This window comes from Paenibacillus illinoisensis NBRC 15959 (genome assembly GCF_004000925.1).
GTDB classification, from domain to species: Bacteria; Bacillota; Bacilli; order Paenibacillales; family Paenibacillaceae; genus Paenibacillus; species Paenibacillus illinoisensis.
The window spans coordinates 59,122-77,423 of the sequence record NZ_BIME01000010.1; the positions used below are offsets into that span (position 1 = coordinate 59,122).

The window sequence follows — 18,302 nt, forward strand, 5'->3', positions numbered from 1 at the left end:
AGCATGGCCAAAGCACATCATCCCACTGCTGTGCTGCAAGCCGAGATGATCAATAGAAGGGAAAATGACATCATCAGCTGGAATGAACAATAAAGCTTTCAGTGAGCTTGATGCGCCATCCGCTGATCCATCATCACAATCAGATTCAATCAGAATACATCACATCACAGTGTGTGATGGATACGGCGTTCACGTATTAACAGATGGTTCCTACCTATGCCAATACAACAGATACATCCACTGGACACATCGGTTTCCGATGTGCCCAGTGGATGTGTTGACCGTATAGCTGCATAGACGTCAATCTGCTACTTTTACCCGAATCAGCAATCCAAACAGCCCCAAGATGGCAAACGCGATAAATGCTGTCGTATTGGAGAATGCATCAATCGTGTAACCCGCAATGGAAGAGCCAAAGAACTGTCCCGCACCCAGTGCAAGAAAGGCAAGGCTGATCCCGATCGACGTATTTGGACGAAATAGTCTGGTCGCCCACACGATAAACACGCTGGTCAGGAAGATGTAGGTGCTTCCGAACAAGACGGCAGACGTCAGACTGGCAGTCATGGATGGCAGGATAATAACACCAAGGGAAATGGCGAGCAGCAGGATACCGACATGATAGGAACGCCCGATTCCGATTCGTTCGATAATTCGGCCGGCACATCCACCCAAAATCCCCAAAATCCCCATCACAATCCAGAACAATACGGCTTCCGAATCGGAGGCCCCTTTTTCGTCCGTCAGGAAGCTTCGCGCGAACGTCCAATAAATCGCAGAACTAAAGCCTGTCAATAGGGAAGCCATAAGCAGAGCTACACCAGGTCTGGTAGGTTTCATGCATGCCCAGAGTGATTTGGTGCAAGGTTCGGTTTTGCGTGGCGAAAGAACACGTCTGTTCCACAGCAAAACGAAAACACCAAGAACGGCGAAAAAAATATAGGACCAGCGCCAGTATTCACTGAACAATAGATAAATTGGGCCGGAAACAATAATGCCGAAGCCTGTTCCCGTGTTAATCCAGCTGTTACCACGTGCCTGCTGCTCAGGCTGAAGTTCTGCATAGACAGTGTTACCCAAGGCAGGAGAAGCCAGGCCTGTACTCAGTCCGGCGAGAAATACGGCTATGGTCAGGACCAAGGCATTTGGAGAAAGGGCGATGCCAAGTAAACCAATTATGGCGCTTATGCCGGCCATATGAATAACCTGGTAATGTCCGATGCGATTAATAATCAAAGGTGCAATGATCAAAGAGAGACAATAGGCAATGTAAGTACCTGAATTGATTGCACCCGACTGGGTATCATCCAACTGCAGCGATTGCGAAATTTCCGGCATAAACAGACCATAACTGAATCTCCCGAACGCATAACATACCGAAATAAGTGCGATCCCGGGAAAAATAATTCTTTTCAACATATCCACCGCCTTTTTAGATAGAACGATCATTATAATTCTGCTGAAATAAAAAAAGTGAGTTGAACTATAACTCACCCGGTGTGGGACAACTTGAAACTGTTTTGAGTCATGTCAAGCAGTTCCCGGCAGACAATACTTACATCTTGAGTCTCAGCGAGCGCGGTGGAGCCCTCCAAGAGTAGGGAAAATCGGATCATATCCCGATCCGTAATGGACGCATCCAATTTTTTTATCAGGGTCATCACATGTTTTTTGTGCGCATGCACGGCTTGAACAATCACATGTTCTGGATCGCCGCCAAACTCTTCCTTGGCACGCAAGAACATACAACCCCGGGACTCGTGCTCCATCAGCCAGCGAGCATGCCCTTCGGCTAGATTCAGAAACAGGGGCTGTGCCTTGTTATCTGCATACTGTCTCAGCTGTTCCAGATATCGCTGTTCTCTCCGAAGAAGAACTTCCACGATGAGGTCATCCTTGGAATCAAAGTGATTATATAAGGTCATGATGGCAATATCTGCATCCGTGATAATCCGCTTCAGGCCAATGGAGTGAAATCCATGTTGATAGAATAAATCTTCTGCCACGTTCAACAGCATTTCCTTTTTGCTGCTCATAGCTGCAATCTCTCCCTTTAGGATCAGATAGAACGATCATTATACCCCAAATTATAACAATCCAATTCGGTTGTCAAATTCTGTGAACCATTTCAATCTCCATTCCGTGCAGCGCGTCTACCCACTCTGGGGGACATCCATCGTCGGTGATAACCATAGAGATCTGATCCAGGGGTGCAATCTGCGCAAAGGTGGAGCGTCCAAATTTGGTGTTGTCCGCTACAAGAATGGATTCCTCCGCACGTTCCATCATTTTACGGGAGATCTGGGCTTCCTCCAGCATATAATCTGTGATGCCGTCCGTTAACGATATCCCCCCGGCAGAGATGAAGGCTTTATTGACTTTGAATTGATTCAACAATTCATGAGCAAGATGACCTGTCGAGGCCTGTACCGCTGGATTGATATCGCCTCCGGCAAAAATGATCTTACCTGCGAAATTCTCCAGAGCACAGGCAAGAATGGGCACAGAGTTGGTAATAACCGTGATCTGCGATCGATTTTTCAGTTGGCGCATGATTTCCAGCGTGGTTGTCCCGTTGTCCAGCATTACGGTTTCCCCATCCTCAATCAGGGATGCTGCAGCAGCGCCGATACGTTGTTTTTCGGTCAATTGCAGTAATGAACGCTTCTGAAAAGAGGCTTCAATCATTCCTGATCGCACACGAACTGCACCGCCATAGACTTTACGCAATTCACCTTCCTTTTCAAGCCGGTCCAAATCGCGCCGGATGGTCTCCGTTGATACCTGAAAGTGGTCAGCCAGCAGCTGCACCTGAACTTTTCCCTGGGTAGCCAATTGAGCTAGAATGGTCTGTCTGCGTTCTTCATAGGTTAACGACATAACTTGCCCTCCCGTATTCCATTTCGTACTTTTTTCTATTCTACGTTAATTTTTATACTTCTAGCTATAGTGTGCATGCTGGATGACAGGAATAATGTATTGACAGGATGAAGCGGTGGAGATAAGATCGGATCAAACAAACAACACAAAACCACATAAAACCACAACAGTGTGATGTATGTACATAACGAACTATTAGGGGGAATCAATATGAGACGTCAGCTTGCATTTCAAGCGGATGAAACGTTCAAAATTGTTCAGTTTACGGATCTGCATTGGAAAGATGGTCGGCCTCAAGACTTGCGTACCCGTCAATTGATGAAAACGGTCATCGAAACAGAGCAGCCGAACCTGGTCGTATTTACAGGAGATGTAATCTACACAGGCCCCGTTGATCCAGGGAAAAAGGCGTGCGAGCATCCAGAACAGGCCTTCCGCGAAGCCGTATCTGTTGTGGAGGAATGTGGGATTCCGTGGGCATTTGTGTACGGTAATCATGATACCGAAAATCGGATTACACCGGCAGGTCTGATGGATGTCATTCAGGAACATCACCATACGGTAACGGAACCGGGTCCCGGCGAAATTGCAGGGCTTGGCAATTACACACTCGAGATTGCAGGAGCGGATGGCACTCCGGCAGCCGTGTTGTATTTTCTTGATTCGGGAAGCTATTCGTCGTTCCCGGAGATCCCCGGTTATGGCTGGGTTCAGCCCAATCAGATCCAGTGGCTGATGTCTGAATCCACACGCGTGAATCCCGGCCGCAGCCGCGGGGAGAAGCTTCCAGCCTTGGCGTTTTTCCATATCCCGATTCCGGAATATCAAGTGATGTGGGACACTCAGACATGTTACGGCAGCAAGCACGAACCGGTCTGTGCTGCACAAGTCAACTCCGGTCTGTTCTCGGCGCTGCTGGAGATGGGAGATGTGATGGGCACGTTCTGCGGACATGATCACGTGAATGATTTTCACGGCGAACTTCACGGCATTCGTCTCTGTTACGGGCGCTCGAGCGGGCACAATACCTATGGAAGAGAAGGTATGCTGCGCGGAGGAAGGGTCATTCAGCTGCGGGCAGGTCAGCGCAGCTTCGATACCTGGATTCGTCTCGAAGACGGATCACTCGTCATGGAACAGCCGGAACATCAACCTGAGAGCACTTCAGCGAAATAGAGTTCAATAGAGCAAGGCGATTAGAGAGGAATTAATAACGTATGATTTTACCAATATTTCTGGTGCTCGCATCCGGAATGGCTCATGCCGTCTGGAGCATGTTCACCAAACGAAGTTTGAATAAAAGTGTGTTTCTGTGGTCCATTATGATGATTCCTACCGTCATCCTGCTGCCTGTACTCATTGTGGAATTGCTACGTGAACCCTTAACCATGCCGGCTTATGCCCTGTTGGTTTTGTCGATGGCTCTGCAGGCCTTATATTCCTGGCTGTTATCTCAAACCTACGAGCTTGGAGACTTGTCTCAGATTTATCCGATTATGCGGGGAACGAGTACCTTGCTGGTGCCTCTGATCGGTGTCTTTTTCCTGGGAGAAACCCTGTCTTCATTCGGATGGATCGGGATTGCCTGCATGCTCGGTGGATTTCTGGTACTTAGCGGGGTAGGAGGCAAAGATGCCAAGCAGGGCTCACGGAAACAGGGGTTGAAGCCGGTACTGATGGCTTTATGTGTGGGACTATGCACGACCAGTTATGTATTTGTGGACAAATTGAACCTGCAGCATATCTCGCCCTTGTCGCTGCTTGAGGTGACGAACATCGGATTTGTTGCGGGACTGACACCGGCTCTTCTGGCTTCCCGGCAATTACGCCAGGAATGGAAAGTGAACCGATCCACCATTATGCTTGGGGCACTATTGAACCCAGGTTCGTACCTGTTATTCCTGTTTGCTCTAGAGCAGGCTCCCATGGCGAGATTGGGCCCTTTGCGTGAAGTGGGAACGGTATTTGCGGCGTTCCTCGGCATTTTATTGTTAAAAGAGCAGCAGGGGAAAAAGCGGATTCTCTGCTCCATCGTCATTTTCGGTGGAATCCTGCTGATCGGCATGTGGGGATGATCCAATTCCAGATCATGGATACATGGTGTATGTCCTTGCTGCTGTTCCGCGCTTCTGAAGCTTCCAAATAAATCTTTCAAATCCCCTCAGTGGAGACATACCTTAAGGAGCATCTGTCCAAGATGATCTTCCAGGTATGGACTGAGGGGATTTGTCTATTTTATCGAAGGTACTTAAGCATGGTATATTGGAGTCAGACGAGTTCAAAGAGGTAGAGTCATAGAATAGGACCTAAAGAGCAAAGAAGTAGGGGGGATCAGGTGCTGCTTGAGGAGAGATTCATCCAGTCCATTAAGGCACATGAGAAATTAATGCATGATTTGCGGCAGGTTCGGAGCCTGGAGCTGCCTCAGTGTTACATCGGTGCGGGGTATATTCGTAATTACATTTGGGATCTTCTCCATGGATATACTCGGCGCGAACTGCACAGCGATATTGATGTAGTATACTTCGATCCCGAAGACCTGAATGAAGGGCGCGATGTACAACTGGAGCTGCAGCTGCGGGAGGCGACAGGCAATCCCAAGTGGTCCGTGAAAAACCAGGCGAGAATGCATCTGCGCAATGGCACAGTGCCCTATCAGTCTACAGAAGATGCCCTGCGATACTGGCCTGAGATCGTAACCGCCATAGGCGTTCAGCTGGATGAACAGGACCAGATTGGGTTCTGTGCCCCGCATGGATTAGATGACCTGTATGCGTTAACTGTTCGCCGCAGTCCATTATACGAGAATGTCATGGAGTTCAATCGGCGTGTAGAGAAGAAGCGCTGGCAGGAGCAATGGCCGAAGCTAACAATTGTGAAGGGATGAGTTTCAGAGGTCGTAATGGACCTTTCAGCGAAACTGCTAACATACAATCCATGGAGCTTGGTAGCAGATTTGGGTCGTAACGAACATTCATATCATTTGTTTATTTGGCATACAACAGCCTGGTTATGGGATCCGTAGATAGCGAGCGGTGCAGGTTTAAGAAGGAGTGTTACCCGGTTAATGAAAAAGTTTATTCAAGATAAAGGCCTGATCATTGATCTTGTTCTGGTAGCCTGTTTTATCGTTTTTCTGATATTCTGGGGCCGAAATTTCGCGGTGATGTTGTTTGGACTGCTTACGGTGGCTTTTATCGTACTTCGACGGATTGACTACCAGAAGCACGTGGTGCTTAAGCGCATTTTGTTAACGGTATTCGGTATTGGCGCGGTTTCCTTTGTCATTATTGAAGCACTGGTATTTACACAGCTGAATGCGAATGATCCGGAGCAGGCGGATTATGTCATTATTCTGGGGTCAGGCATCAAAGGCACAGAGTTATCACTGACGCTGAAGCAGCGGCTGGATGCCAGTCTGGACTATATCCGCAACCATCCGCAGACGCCGGTCATTGTATCCGGAGGACAGGGGCCAGGGGAGTCGATCCCAGAAGCACTCGCCATGAAAAACCATCTTGTGGAACAGGGGATCACGCCAGCCCAGGTTATTATGGAAGACAAGTCAACCAGCACGCAGGAGAATATGGCCTTTTCCAAAAGAATTATTGACGAAGCGGGGCTGGAGCACCCCGAGATCATGATTGTCACCAGTGACTACCATATGTTCCGTTCCAAGTACTTGGCTGCCAAAAATGGCTACGCTGCCGAATATGGCATTTCGGCCCCGTCTCCGGGATACCTGAAACCGATCAACATGATCCGTGAGTATTTTGCGGTGGTCAAGGCTTTTATGTAGAGTTAATCTTCTCTATTCACATTTAAAAGTTTCACGAGGTTCTGAATCTCAGAACATGTGCAAAAAGCAGTTGAGCAGAATGGATTCTGACTTGACTGCTTTTTGTCGTTGTTCAAGTGAATTCAAGGATACTCAGCCAAATCATGTTATAATATACGTCATTAATAGAAGAACGATGTAGGAGTGAATGACGATTACCACTTATATGTTACCAGCTCTCTATGAGCAAAAGAAGATTTCAACGAACGACATGGAAGAAATTGTACGTCTGCTTGCACAAGCACCATTATTATATGATGACGGCTCAAGCATCCGGGTTGAGGATTTCACGGAAGGCTTGGACATGGAAGTCGAGCATGAAGTTCGGCCTGCTCTAATGGAACTGTATGATCTGGCTGTTAAGGCCTGTCGCCAGTTCCCTGATCCGGCTGCCTATGAGCAGCTTCAGGATGCCCTGGGATTACAGGCAGAACTGTGGCAGGAAGAAGTGCTTGATCTTGTCTCGTGGATGACCTGGCTGAAGCAGGTTGGGGAAGGACAGAGGGCCCTGCCGGAGTATGATTTTGCAAGCATGCTTGGCACACTGCCTGAAGGATTCATGATTCATGATTTCTATGATGAACTCCGTTATCAGCTGGAGCAGAATCCGTCAAACACCTGGGCTATTCAAGAGCGGGATCGGCTGTATGCAGCCATGGGTGCCAGATAACATCGAACGAAACGTGCAGTAACCGTGTTTATCCATATATGAGGGATTGTCTTATCGCTTATGGAAATGAGGGGATCACGTGAAAAAGGTTATATTGGCCGGAGGTACGGGATTTGTCGGTCAGGATTTTGCACAAAGGTTCAAGAAACTTGGATATGAGGTGCTCATCATCTCACGTCAGCCAGGTCATATTGCCTGGGAGGACTCCGATGGTATCAGGCAAGCACTCGAAGGTGCCGAAATGTTGATTAATCTGGCCGGAAAATCTGTAAACTGTCGTTACACCGACGAGAATCGCAGGATTATCCTAGAATCCAGGACCAGCACGACACGTATTCTTGGCGAGTCTATCCTTGAATGTGCCCATCCGCCTGAACTATGGATCAATTCAAGTACGGCCACGATCTACAGACATGCAGAGGACCGCCCCATGACAGAAAAAGAAGGTGAGATTGGCTCCGGATTCTCGGTGGATGTTGCCAAGGCGTGGGAGCAGGCCTTCTTCGCATTCAGTCTGCCTTCTACCCGCCAGATTGCCTTGCGAATTGCGATTGTGCTGGGCAAAGGCGGCGTCATGGAGCCGCTCACGAATCTGGTGCGTTTTGGCTTGGGCGGGTCACAGGGACCCGGAACACAGCAGTTCAGCTGGATTCATATTGAAGATTTGTTTCGCATGGTTCTTTATCTTCAGCAGCACCCAGCACTTGAAGGGGTGTTTAATGCTTCGTCTCCGCATCCGGTTACCAATCGCCAACTGATGGAGAGCCTGAGACGTCATATGGGCGTCCGCATGGGTCTTCCTTCCTCTCGCTGGATGCTTGAAGTGGGAGCGCGATTCATTCGGACCGAAACGGAGCTGGTCCTCAAAAGCCGCTGGGTTATCCCAGAGCGGATGGAGCAGGAAGGGTTCACGTTTATATATGATACACTCGATACCGCACTTGATGAGATCCTGAAATAGTTTGAATTACTGAATAACCATATTGAATACAATGTTTCATTCGGAAGGGCAGATGATCTGCCCTTCTGCTGTATGTTCTGGAGATTCGGGTCCGCTGACGTTTCGGGATCTCTGGTGCAGTGTAAAAGTCATTTGATCAGTCAGATGAAACAGAAAGAGGTTGGGGAAATGCAACTTAGAAGAGTGAGAATTGCCGGAACGGGCAAGTATCTGCCGGAGCGGAAAGTAACGGACGAGCAGCTGGATATCCGCTTGAATGTGCCGGCAGGCTGGGTCTCCAAAGCCACAGGCGTAGGTGTTCGCCATTATGCTTCAGGTCAGGAAACATCTTCGTTCATGGGGGCGAGAGCTGCAGAAGCTGCGCTTGCCGACGCAGGACTGCAATTTGCCGATATCGACTGTCTGGTGTGCACCAGCGGTACGAAGGAGCAGCCTTTGCCAAGCACTGCAGTATTCATTCAACTGGCCATGGGAGAGCAGGAATCAGGTATACCGGCATTTGATATGGATGCAACCTGTCTAAGTTTTCTAAACGGTCTGGACGTTATGTCCTATATGGTGGATGCGGGTCGTTATCGCCGGGTACTGCTCGTAGCAACGGAGATCGCTTCTGCAGGTTTGAATTGGTCGGATAAGGAGAGTGCGGCCCTCTTTGGCGATGGAGCCGCTGCGGTCATTATCGAACGTTCCGAAGAAGGGCAATCTTCCCGGATTGTGCATGCTTCCCTGAAGACGTACAGCCGAGGGGCGAGATTCTCGGAAATAGCGGGTGGGGGAACACGGCTGCATGCCTCGAATTATATGGCCGATCAGCCGGAGCCTTACCTTTTTCATATGGATGGGCAGGCGATCTTCCGGATGGCTTCCAGGCTTCTTCCCGGATTCATGGACGATATGCTGAAGACCTCCGGAAACCGGATGGAAGATTTTAAGCTGGTCATTCCGCATCAAGGCAGTGCCATGGCCATGAGATTGATTCGCAAAAAATTAAATATTCCCGAAGACCGCTTTATGGACATTACACGAAACCATGGGAATACCATTGCCGCATCCATTCCCATGGGACTGCATGAGGCGATCAAGCAGCAGCGTATCCGGCGAGGTGATCGGGTGCTCTTCATTGGAACGGCCGCTGGATTGTCATTGGGAGGACTTATTTTTGATTACTAGATTCAGAGAACCCGATGATGCTGCGGCAATCCGAAGTGTATTACTCACTGGAGGGCGTGCTCCCGTTACACTTGATCTGGCACGCATGTTCCGGCGCGCAGGTTACCGTGTGTATGTTGCGGAGAGTGCACAACGTCATCTGTGCAGATTGTCCAGTGCAGTGGAGCAATGCTTTGTTGTACCATCCCCGCGTCATGAAACAGCGGCATATCTGTCTGAGCTCGAACAGATCATTCGAGCATCGCAGATCGACCTGCTACTTCCGATGTGTGAAGAAGTGTTCTACATTGCGCAGGGAGCAGAGAGATTGCGTCCTTATTGCCATGTTCTTGTTTCTCCACTGGAGCAGCTGCATAAGCTGCATCACAAGTTTCATTTCATCCAGCTTGCGCAATCCATGGGCCTTGCTGTACCGGATACGCGTCTGGTTCGCAGCCGGGAAGAATGGATTCAAACCCAATCTGTTCTGGAAACGGAGGGGAAGTGGGTATGGAAGCCGGTATATTCCCGATTTGCCGCCAGAGTTCGCATGCCGGGCTCACGAAACGTGCCACCGAGTAAGGCAGAAATATCATCAGCCCTCCCTTGGGTAGCACAGGCTTACGTTTCTGGGCGAGCATTGTGCACATACAGTGTTGTGCATGAAGGGAACATGGTGGCCCATACCACGTATGACAGCCGCTATCGCACAGGCAGCGTGGGGGCCAGTGTCTATTTCGAACACGTGGAACACGAGGGTACATATGAGTGGGTTCAGCAATTTGTAGAGGCTACCGGATTTAGCGGTCAGATTGGGTTTGATTTTATTGAAGGACCCGAGGGGCGGGTGGTTGCAATTGAGTGTAATCCCAGGGCTACAAGTGGAATCCATCTCTTCTACCCGGGGGATGAATTGGTGCGTGCCATCACTACGCCTGAGTCGCTGGTGAAGGAAGGTATCCTGATGACGCCCAAGCAGCACAGCAGGGCCATGCTCATGCTGCCGATGCTGGGCAGCGGATTGCAGCAGATTGGACGACCGGATCAGTGGCGAGCATGGATGGCAGCATGGCGAGGTACAAGAGATGTCGTACACCTGCAGAATGATAGACGCCCCATGCTGGAACAAGCGGCCGTGGTGCTGTCCGCCTGGCGTCTTGCACGCAAGTACAAGCTATCTCTGACTGAAGCATTGACTCACGACATAGAATGGAACGGTGAACAACCATGAATAGAGCATTGGTTACAGGAGCAACAGGTTGTTTGGGCAGACATCTGGCGCTAAGGCTCGCAGAACAGGGCTGGATAGTGACGGGCATGGGCCGAAAAAAAGAATACGGTATTCAGCTGGAAGCCGAAGGGATCCAATTTTATCAAGGTGACCTGCGTGACAAGTCAGTAGCAGCTGAGGCATGTACCAATCAGGATGCCGTCTTTCACTGTGCGGCACTATCATCGCCTTGGGGCAAATACCAGGACTTTTACGGTAGCAATGTGGAAGCGACGCAGCATTTGGTCGATGGTTGCAGGCGAGCGGGTGTACAGCGATTCATTCACGTCTCAACGCCCAGCGTGTATTTTAATTATATACCCCGATATGACATTCATGAGGATGATCCCATGCCAGCCAAACCAGCGAATCATTATGCAGCGACCAAAAGAATGGCGGAGCAAGTGGTGCTTCGGGCCCATGCAAACGGACTTCCTTCCATCATGATTCGCCCGAGAGCCATCTTCGGTCCGTATGATCAGACGCTTTTCCCCAGAATCGTCGCAGCTAACCGAAAATCAGGTGTGCCCATGATTGGGGGCGGTCAGGCTGTCATTGATCTCACCTGTGTGGATAATGTCGTGGATGCGCTGCTGTTATGCTGGAGTGCGCCATCTGAGGCGCTGGGGAGGGCATACAATATTTCCAATGGCGACCCAAGGCCGTTCCACGAACTGGTGAGTCATCTGTTTGAATTACTGGGTATGCCGCTGCATCCCCGAAATATTCCCTACAGGGCAGCTTATGGAGCAGCATCGCTGCTGGAGAGTGTGCATCGTCTCCTGCCTATGCTAGGCGAACCGCAGCTAACCAGATACACCGTGGGTTCGTTAGCCATTCCGCAAACGCTGAATATTCATGACGCCCGAGAGCGGATAGGATATACACCGCGAGTAACCATTGAAGCAGGCCTGCAGCAGTTTGCAGATTGGTGGAGGGTAGAATCATGCTGACAACAACGAAGGTAGAACTTCATCTGGGGGCTGCAGGCTTCTGTACCCATCCGGAGTTTCTGACAATTCGGGGTGGAAGCTTACGGCCAGTGCCCTTTCCTGCAGGCTTTGCCTGTATTATTCATCCCATGCATGGTCCGATGCTGCTGGACACGGGATACAGCTCCCGTTTCTTCAAGGAGACGGCACATCTGCCCAATGCGCTGTATCGCCATATTACGCCTGTGGTGTATCGTGAAGAGGACAGTGCGGTACAATTCCTTGCTCGGTTAGGGTTAAAAGCGTCGGATATTCGTTACATTATTCTCTCTCATTTTCACGGCGATCATATCGCAGGGGTGCGTGATTTCCCGGAGGCACAGTTCATCTATCTGCCCCAAGCGTATGAGGCCGTGCGATCACTCGGCCCGGTTGCTGCAGTGAAATCCGGGTTCTTATCCGGACTTTTGCCGGGAGATTTTGCAGACCGTTCTTTGCCCGTGATGAGACAATCAGAGCGATGGACGAAGGCGGGAGACGACTTCCCTTTTTCTGAGGTATACGATCTTTTCGGTGATGGCAGCCTGCTTGGTGTAGAGGTATCCGGTCACGCAGAAGGCATGATGGGCATCCTGCTCAGCACGGGGGAACAGGAATACTTCCTGTGCGCGGATGCGGTGTGGTCCAGCCGGGCCTTCCGTGAACAACGCAGACCGCATGTGCTCGCAGGCATCATCATGTCGGATCGATCCGAATACAGAATGAATTTTGACAAACTCGTGCGGCTGCATCAGCAGTTTCCCGAGATTCGGATTGTACCCAGCCACTGTCTGGAAGCGCTGAATGCGTGGGGGACGGGAGGGAATTACATATGAGTACCATGCGAATTGTTTATCATTATGCATTGGCACGTGGACTGCGAAAATGGAAATCACGTAAGGAGCTTGAACACTGGCAGGAACGTCAGATCCTTCGGCATATCGGGCGAATTCGTGTACAGTCTCCGTTTTACCGAGAGTGGTGGGGAGATGCTGAAGCATCCGCCTGGAGGAGCTTTCCGATAATCGATAAAAAGATCATGATGCAGCATTTCGACCAGCTCAACACGGTCGGGATTTCGAAGAACGAAGCCATGACCCTTGCCGGAGAAAGTGAGGACACACGTGATTTTAAACCCTCTGTTCAAGGCATTACGGTTGGTCTTTCCTCTGGGACATCTGGGAACCGGGGAGTATTTCTTGTGAGTGAGCGGGAGCAGGATGCCTGGACGGGGACTGTGCTGGCCAAACTGCTGCCTGGTGGGCTGTGGAAGCCTGCCAAGATTGCTTTTTTCCTGCGGGCTAACAGTAATCTGTATGAAACGGTGCAGCGGGGCAAGCTGCAATTTCAATATTTTGATCTGCTGAAACCCGTGCATACCTTGGTCGAGCGTATGGAAGAGTATCGTCCCACCGTGTGGGTAGCTCCTCCATCCATGCTGAGAATGCTGGCCGATGCTTATCAAGCGGGTTCGTTGACCGTGATACCGGAGAAAATCATCTCTGTCGCCGAAGTGTTGGATCCGCTCGATCGCAAGGTGCTGGAGCGCGTCTTTGGTCAAACGATTCATCAAGTCTACCAATGTACAGAGGGATTTCTGGGTGCGACCTGCCGTCTTGGCACATTGCATTTGAATGAAGATATTGTCCATATTGAAAAGGAGTTTATTGATTCCGCTTCCCGGCGATTTGTCCCCATTATTACGGACTTCTCCAGAACATCACAGCCGATAATCCGGTATCGGCTGAATGACATTCTAACCGAGGCGGCATTCCCATGTGACTGCGGCTCACCCTTTACCGCCATTGAGCGGATCGAAGGTCGCTGTGATGATACGCTTTATTTTTCACATCGTCATACCGGTGAGGAGGTACCTGTATTTCCGGACTTCATCACCCGTGCGGTCATTGCTGCCTCCCCGGATCTGGAACACTACCGTGTTGTTCAGCGCAGGGACGGATCACTGGAAATCGCTCTTCGCCTTGGCGGAGGTGGTGATGATCTCGCGTGGGTGAAAGGCGAGGTGCAGCGTCAACTGCTGAAACTGGGGGAGCGGCTTGAGTGTGCTGTGCCACAGACGGATTACGTTCCCTATACATTCGAACCGGGAATGACCAAGCTGCGCAGAGTGGAGAGACAACGTGGTTGAACTTGGACTTAAGCGAAGCGGATATTCAGCTATGTTCAGTCGTGTGATGATAGAAAGGGAGAAGCTAATCGATTCAATGGAGGAAGGTGGACGGGGAGATGGTACAGAACATTAAGGGAGAGACTGCACCTGTAGCGTTAATTACAGGCACCTCGAGTGGGTTCGGCATGCTTACTGCGATTACACTTGCCAAGCAGGGATACCGGGTTGCCGCAACCATGCGCGATCTGAGCAGGAATGAACAATTAGTCCAGCTGGCAGAACAAGCAGGCATTGCAGATCGATTGCATTATATACGTCTGGATGTGACGGATTCGGATTCGGTACAGGCGGCTGTTGCGGCTGTGCTTCAGATGTATGGGCGAATTGACATGTTGGTGAACAATGCAGGGTTTGCGGTTGGTGGTTTCATTGAGGAAGTAACGATGGACGATTGGCGGCGGCAAATGGAGACGAATTTCTTCGGTCTCATTGCAATGACGCGTGCGGTGCTTCCGGTCATGCGTGAACAGAAGCGGGGACTCATCATCAATCTCTCCAGTGTCAGCGGTTTGTCGGGATTCCCGGGCTATGCGCCCTATGCTGCTTCCAAATTTGCCGTGGAAGGTTTCACCGAAAGTCTTCGGCATGAGATGGCTTCGTTTGGCGTAAAGGTAGTCTTGGTTGAGCCGGGAGCGTATCGCACACCCATTTGGAATAAAGGGCTCGGTGAAATTCACCGCAATGATGACTCCCCTTATAAAGAAAAGCTGGATGCGGTGCTTCGTTACTCTGCACATGCGGGCCAGACTGCGCCCGATCCGCAGGAAGTGGCTGACCTGATCGCCCGCATTGCACGGATGCGTGCACCCCGGCTCCGCTATGCACTCGGCAAAGGATCTCGTGTGCTCATTGTTGGCAAAACGCTGCTTCCGTGGAAGTGGTTGGAGTGGATTATTGCGCGTGGTCTGAAATAGGGCAGACTTAATAAATTTAAGTCAGGAGGGGCCCTGAGCTTGTTCGAAGTCATCGTGATTGTATTGCTTTTAGCCGTTGTAGGACTGTTATTCCGGATCAACAGCAAGCTTCCTGAACGTGATTGGGTGAAGGAAGCGATGGAACGAGACGCGTCGAAATAAAAACATGGGAGGTTTTCACGTTGAAAATTGCTTTTGTTTTGTTTGATGGTTTAACCTTTCTTGATTTTGCAGGATTTTATGATGTGATCAACCGGCTGAATTTCTTTGAACCAACCAACGGCAGTACATGGGAAACTTGCGCGATGACCGATCAGGTCACGGACGAATCCGGATTAACGCTCCAAGTGGATCGAGTGAAGCCGGACTTGGGCGAGTACGATATGGTTTTTGTTCCTGGTGGCATGGGTACGCGCAAGCTTCGGTTTGATGAAGCATTCGTGGGATGGCTGAAACAGGCAGAGAAGGTTCCGATGAAGGTGTCGGTATGTACGGGCTCATTGTTGCTGGGTGCGGCAGGTTTTCTCTCTGGTAAGAAGGCTACGACTCATCCTAATGTGTATGATCTACTGCAGCCGTACACAGACGAGGTCATCCAGACCCGGATTGTCAAGGACGGAAATGTCATTACAGCCGGCGGTGTCGCCACGTCGATTGATCTCGGAATTTACGTACTTGGATTGCTTGCCGGACGGGAGGCAGCCGAGAATGTGAAGCGGCAGATCGACTATCCTTACGAGATGCAAGGAGTGATCGAAGAATGAGTGAAGATATCAAGCAGAGCAGGTTCAATATCCGCAATATTCGGCGCGATGAAGCGGATCAATACTGGTCTTTGCGTCTGGAGGCGTTGAAAAATCATCCGGAGTCCTTCGGAGCATCATACGAGTTGTCTGTTCAGCTTCCCATGAGTGAAGTGCAGGATCGCATACATAACGAGCCCGATGATTACATCCTTGGAGCCTATACAGCAGAAGGAACACTGGTTGGAATGATGGGTTTCAAGAGAGAATACGGCCTCAAACTCAGGCACAAGGGATTCATCTGGGGAGTGTACGTGGCTCCGCAATATCGAGGGCATGGGCTTGCTTCAAGGTTGCTCCGAGAAGTATTGAAGCGGGGAGAGACACTGGAGGGCATCAGGCAAATTAACCTGAGTGTGGTTACAACGAATGAATCAGCCAGACGGTTATACGAAAAATACGGATTCGAAACGTATGGCATAGAGAATTATGCTCTTGAAGTTGAGGGACAAGGGTATGATGAAGCCCATATGACATATGTTTATCCATCTGTGAGGTCCATATGACAGATACGGTTCATCTTGAAGTGGACGGTAATGCCTTTGTATTACAAGAGCCCCATTCTTTCGAATGGTTACGGCCCTTGGGCAAGGTATTTCGCGTATTTGATCAGCAGGATTCCGGCAATCTGTCCTTTGGTATGATACAGGAGGACGGTACAAGGCTCTTTGTTAAATATGCGGGAGCACGTACCATTCATGCGAGTACACTTAATAGTCCGCCGGAAGCCATCAGTAGTTTGAGATCTTCTGTTTCAGTCTACGAGGATTTGAAGCATGACGCTTTGATTCGACTAAGAGATCATTTTGCAACGGAACAGGGTTATGTCTGTGTATTTGATTGGGTGGATGGAGAATGTCTGCATTCCCAGTGGTATTTTCCGGCTCCAGCGAAATATGAAGATCCGCGTTCACCGTATTATCGTTTCAGGCAGCTCCCTATTAAGATACAGATTCAGGCGATGGAGCAGATTTTGAATTTTCATATTGAGGTGGAACGAAAAGGGTATGTGGCTGTTGATTTTTACGATGGCAGTCTGATCTATGATTTTGAACAGGATACGATCAAGATTTGTGATATCGATCTGTATCAGAAGGGTTCGTTTACCAATACCATGGGACGCATGTGGGGCTCATCCCGCTTCATGTCTCCCGAGGAGTTTGAATTCGGTGCTCCCATGGATGGTGTAACCAATGTATTCAACATGGGTGCAACGGCGTTCGTAATGCTTGGTGGAGAGAAGGACCGTTCATATGCCAAGTGGAAGGCTGGAGAAGCCTTATATCAGGTTGTAATTCGAGCAGTGGATCCTGATCGGGCCCGTCGCTATGCATCCGTGAAGGAACTCGGTGAAGCCTGGAAGCTGGCGGTAAGACAGGATGAATGTATTGCTGGTGAATGATGGATCCAAAAAATTCAGTTCAGTATTTTCTCCATTAGGAATTACCAGTTTGCATTCGTATCTCCCTAGAATATACCGTATAATGGAAATTAATGAGGGAGGTGCAGTTCTTTGTGCAGATATGCCATGTCAGGGCCATACAAAGACACGTATGCCTGTTTCGACTGCCGCAAATCATTTAAGCAAACATCGAGACATGATCTCGCTCCTGAAGTGTATGAAAGGCTTGAATGTAAATGCCCGCAGTGTGCGGCACCCATGGTTAGCATGGGAAAAGATTTTAGAGCACCGAAGCAAAGTGATCTGAAGCAATGGAAGAAGGTAGCAACGCTTTATCGCCACGGATTCACCTACCATAGTTGTGGCTGCGGGCCCGGATATCGTCCGGCTGAATTGCGGGAACTGGCCGAGTTTCTGGAAAAGTCCGTTCATAAACGAAGTGAAGGCGAACGGTTATTACTAAGGCTGGTTGAATAATATGGATTCCCTATTCAATATTGAACCGCCTGACTTGATGAAAATACAGGTACAAACACTATATACGATGAACACGCAGCAGCGTCTGACTCGCATTAACGAACCGGAAGGCGGGCATGCGCCTGCCTTGTTTATTGGCATGACTTCCGCGGGCCTTCTACCTTATTATCATGAGGACCTGCCGCCAAACCTTACGGATCAGCTGGCGACTGAAGCGAAGCTTCCGCTTGACATTCCAAAGCTTCTAGGGACGATAGAGGCTTATAAGCCCGTCAAGAATCTATGGATGGGGCCTGCCTTTGTTTTCCGGGAGAAATGGGATAAGTGGCATTCACGTGTGCAGCTTATTGACCGCCATCATACGTTTTTGCTGGAAGAGCATTTTCACGATCTCATCGGACGCTTGCATGCGAAAGCACCTGTAGTCGCTTATGTTATTGGAGCTTCCGCCGTAGCCGTATGCTGCTCTGCCCGAACTTCGGAGCTGGGCGCAGAAGCGAGCCTGCATACAATTCCTGCGTACAGAGGACATGGATATGGGGTGGAGGCGGTCAAATGCTGGCAGTACCACGTGCAAGAGAGCGGACGTATTCCTCTCTACAGTACATCCTGGGACAATCTTTCCTCGCAGCAGGTGGCCCGCAAACTGGGACTGTACCAATACGGCATGGATTTCAGCATTACGACTTCGTCATAGAGGGTGAACCCGGTGATTCGGATATATGTACAAAAGGATCTGCAACATGTCATTGAAGCTCATATCCGTATTTACCGGG

21 protein-coding genes are annotated in these 18,302 nt (G+C 49.8%); 18 read left to right on the top strand and 3 right to left on the bottom strand.

Features of this window, described 5'->3' with window-relative positions; genetic code table 11:
- Positions 1 to 300 precede the first annotated feature (300 nt).
- From PIL01S_RS21510 to PIL01S_RS21520, 3 genes are all read right to left on the bottom strand, one after another.
- Positions 301 to 1,416, bottom strand: a complete 1,116-nt coding sequence (locus PIL01S_RS21510) for an MFS transporter (RefSeq protein ID WP_127539304.1) — start codon at positions 1,414 to 1,416, stop codon at positions 301 to 303.
- Positions 1,417 to 1,490: 74 nt separating this feature from the next.
- Positions 1,491 to 2,036: a TetR/AcrR family transcriptional regulator gene (locus PIL01S_RS21515; RefSeq protein ID WP_127539305.1), complete on the bottom strand. Its 546-nt coding sequence runs from the start codon at positions 2,034 to 2,036 to the stop codon at positions 1,491 to 1,493.
- Positions 2,037 to 2,109: 73 nt separating this feature from the next.
- On the bottom strand, positions 2,110 to 2,880 hold the full coding sequence (locus tag PIL01S_RS21520; protein WP_127539306.1) for a DeoR/GlpR family DNA-binding transcription regulator: 771 nt from the start codon (positions 2,878 to 2,880) through the stop codon (positions 2,110 to 2,112).
- A 210-nt stretch (positions 2,881 to 3,090) separates the two neighbouring features.
- Between PIL01S_RS21520 and PIL01S_RS21525 the strand changes: the two genes are divergently transcribed.
- The 18 genes from PIL01S_RS21525 to PIL01S_RS21605 all read left to right on the top strand — a co-directional run bounded on the left by PIL01S_RS21525 (position 3,091) and on the right by PIL01S_RS21605 (position 18,223).
- Entirely contained in the window at positions 3,091 to 4,056 is a 966-nt protein-coding gene (locus PIL01S_RS21525) for a metallophosphoesterase family protein (protein WP_127539307.1), read from the top strand.
- Positions 4,057 to 4,097: 41 nt separating this feature from the next.
- On the top strand, positions 4,098 to 4,955 hold the full coding sequence (locus tag PIL01S_RS21530) for an EamA family transporter (RefSeq protein ID WP_127539308.1): 858 nt from the start codon (positions 4,098 to 4,100) through the stop codon (positions 4,953 to 4,955).
- A gap of 260 nt (positions 4,956 to 5,215) precedes the next feature.
- Positions 5,216 to 5,767 (top strand): nucleotidyltransferase family protein, encoded by a 552-nt coding sequence (locus tag PIL01S_RS21535; RefSeq protein WP_307720997.1) that lies wholly within the window; start codon positions 5,216 to 5,218, stop codon positions 5,765 to 5,767.
- A gap of 180 nt (positions 5,768 to 5,947) precedes the next feature.
- Entirely contained in the window at positions 5,948 to 6,679 is a 732-nt protein-coding gene (locus tag PIL01S_RS21540) for a YdcF family protein (RefSeq protein WP_127539309.1), read from the top strand.
- Between the two features lie 187 nt (positions 6,680 to 6,866).
- Positions 6,867 to 7,388, top strand: coding sequence for a hypothetical protein (locus PIL01S_RS21545; protein WP_127539310.1), 522 nt, complete (start codon positions 6,867 to 6,869; stop codon positions 7,386 to 7,388).
- A gap of 79 nt (positions 7,389 to 7,467) precedes the next feature.
- On the top strand, positions 7,468 to 8,349 hold the full coding sequence (locus PIL01S_RS21550; protein ID WP_127539311.1) for a TIGR01777 family oxidoreductase: 882 nt from the start codon (positions 7,468 to 7,470) through the stop codon (positions 8,347 to 8,349).
- 168 nt (positions 8,350 to 8,517) lie between these two features.
- Complete coding sequence (locus PIL01S_RS21555; RefSeq protein ID WP_127539312.1) at positions 8,518 to 9,519, top strand: beta-ketoacyl-ACP synthase III; 1,002 nt, start codon at positions 8,518 to 8,520, stop codon at positions 9,517 to 9,519.
- The gene (locus PIL01S_RS21560; protein ID WP_127539313.1) at positions 9,509 to 10,729 is read left to right on the top strand and encodes an ATP-grasp domain-containing protein; all 1,221 of its coding nucleotides are present in this window, start codon (positions 9,509 to 9,511) and stop codon (positions 10,727 to 10,729) included. Before PIL01S_RS21555 ends, PIL01S_RS21560 begins: the two co-directional genes overlap by 11 nt.
- A complete protein-coding gene (locus PIL01S_RS21565; protein WP_127539314.1) occupies positions 10,726 to 11,721 on the top strand; it encodes an NAD-dependent epimerase/dehydratase family protein in 996 nt (331 codons plus the stop codon). The genes PIL01S_RS21560 and PIL01S_RS21565 overlap by 4 nt, the downstream gene beginning before the upstream one ends.
- The gene (locus tag PIL01S_RS21570) at positions 11,715 to 12,575 is read left to right on the top strand and encodes an MBL fold metallo-hydrolase (protein WP_127539315.1); all 861 of its coding nucleotides are present in this window, start codon (positions 11,715 to 11,717) and stop codon (positions 12,573 to 12,575) included. Before PIL01S_RS21565 ends, PIL01S_RS21570 begins: the two co-directional genes overlap by 7 nt.
- A complete protein-coding gene (locus PIL01S_RS21575; protein WP_127539316.1) occupies positions 12,572 to 13,888 on the top strand; it encodes a F390 synthetase-related protein in 1,317 nt (438 codons plus the stop codon). Before PIL01S_RS21570 ends, PIL01S_RS21575 begins: the two co-directional genes overlap by 4 nt.
- Before the next feature lie 98 nt (positions 13,889 to 13,986).
- The gene (locus PIL01S_RS21580; RefSeq protein WP_127539317.1) at positions 13,987 to 14,844 is read left to right on the top strand and encodes an SDR family oxidoreductase; all 858 of its coding nucleotides are present in this window, start codon (positions 13,987 to 13,989) and stop codon (positions 14,842 to 14,844) included.
- A 39-nt stretch (positions 14,845 to 14,883) separates the two neighbouring features.
- Positions 14,884 to 15,006, top strand: a complete 123-nt coding sequence (locus tag PIL01S_RS30075; RefSeq protein WP_261780056.1) for a hypothetical protein — start codon at positions 14,884 to 14,886, stop codon at positions 15,004 to 15,006.
- 20 nt (positions 15,007 to 15,026) lie between these two features.
- Positions 15,027 to 15,608, top strand: a complete 582-nt coding sequence (locus PIL01S_RS21585) for a DJ-1/PfpI family protein (RefSeq protein ID WP_127539318.1) — start codon at positions 15,027 to 15,029, stop codon at positions 15,606 to 15,608.
- Positions 15,605 to 16,153, top strand: coding sequence for a GNAT family N-acetyltransferase (locus tag PIL01S_RS21590; protein WP_127539319.1), 549 nt, complete (start codon positions 15,605 to 15,607; stop codon positions 16,151 to 16,153). Before PIL01S_RS21585 ends, PIL01S_RS21590 begins: the two co-directional genes overlap by 4 nt.
- Positions 16,150 to 17,049, top strand: coding sequence for a serine/threonine-protein kinase (locus PIL01S_RS21595; protein WP_127539320.1), 900 nt, complete (start codon positions 16,150 to 16,152; stop codon positions 17,047 to 17,049). Before PIL01S_RS21590 ends, PIL01S_RS21595 begins: the two co-directional genes overlap by 4 nt.
- Before the next feature lie 111 nt (positions 17,050 to 17,160).
- Entirely contained in the window at positions 17,161 to 17,526 is a 366-nt protein-coding gene (locus PIL01S_RS21600; RefSeq protein WP_127539321.1) for a hypothetical protein, read from the top strand.
- Position 17,527: 1 nt separating this feature from the next.
- Positions 17,528 to 18,223, top strand: a complete 696-nt coding sequence (locus tag PIL01S_RS21605) for a GNAT family N-acetyltransferase (RefSeq protein ID WP_127539322.1) — start codon at positions 17,528 to 17,530, stop codon at positions 18,221 to 18,223.
- Positions 18,224 to 18,302: the final 79 nt, after the last annotated feature.

Bases quoted from the DNA above. Each gene is read 5' to 3' on its own strand.
- PIL01S_RS21580 (WP_127539317.1), top strand. From the start codon at position 13,987: ATGGTACAGAACATTAAGGGAGAGACTGCACCTGTAGCGTTAATTACA.
- PIL01S_RS21590 (WP_127539319.1), top strand. From the start codon at position 15,605: ATGAGTGAAGATATCAAGCAGAGCAGGTTCAATATCCGCAATATTCGG.
- PIL01S_RS21540 (WP_127539309.1), top strand. From the start codon at position 5,948: ATGAAAAAGTTTATTCAAGATAAAGGCCTGATCATTGATCTTGTTCTG.
- PIL01S_RS21520 (WP_127539306.1), bottom strand. From the start codon at position 2,880: ATGTCGTTAACCTATGAAGAACGCAGACAGACCATTCTAGCTCAATTG.
- PIL01S_RS21515 (WP_127539305.1), bottom strand. From the start codon at position 2,036: ATGAGCAGCAAAAAGGAAATGCTGTTGAACGTGGCAGAAGATTTATTC.
- PIL01S_RS21525 (WP_127539307.1), top strand. From the start codon at position 3,091: ATGAGACGTCAGCTTGCATTTCAAGCGGATGAAACGTTCAAAATTGTT.
- PIL01S_RS21595 (WP_127539320.1), top strand. From the start codon at position 16,150: ATGACAGATACGGTTCATCTTGAAGTGGACGGTAATGCCTTTGTATTA.
- PIL01S_RS21605 (WP_127539322.1), top strand. From the start codon at position 17,528: ATGGATTCCCTATTCAATATTGAACCGCCTGACTTGATGAAAATACAG.
- PIL01S_RS21570 (WP_127539315.1), top strand. From the start codon at position 11,715: ATGCTGACAACAACGAAGGTAGAACTTCATCTGGGGGCTGCAGGCTTC.
- PIL01S_RS21575 (WP_127539316.1), top strand. From the start codon at position 12,572: ATGAGTACCATGCGAATTGTTTATCATTATGCATTGGCACGTGGACTG.
- PIL01S_RS21565 (WP_127539314.1), top strand. From the start codon at position 10,726: ATGAATAGAGCATTGGTTACAGGAGCAACAGGTTGTTTGGGCAGACAT.
- PIL01S_RS21555 (WP_127539312.1), top strand. From the start codon at position 8,518: ATGCAACTTAGAAGAGTGAGAATTGCCGGAACGGGCAAGTATCTGCCG.
- PIL01S_RS21530 (WP_127539308.1), top strand. From the start codon at position 4,098: ATGATTTTACCAATATTTCTGGTGCTCGCATCCGGAATGGCTCATGCC.
- PIL01S_RS21545 (WP_127539310.1), top strand. From the start codon at position 6,867: ATGACGATTACCACTTATATGTTACCAGCTCTCTATGAGCAAAAGAAG.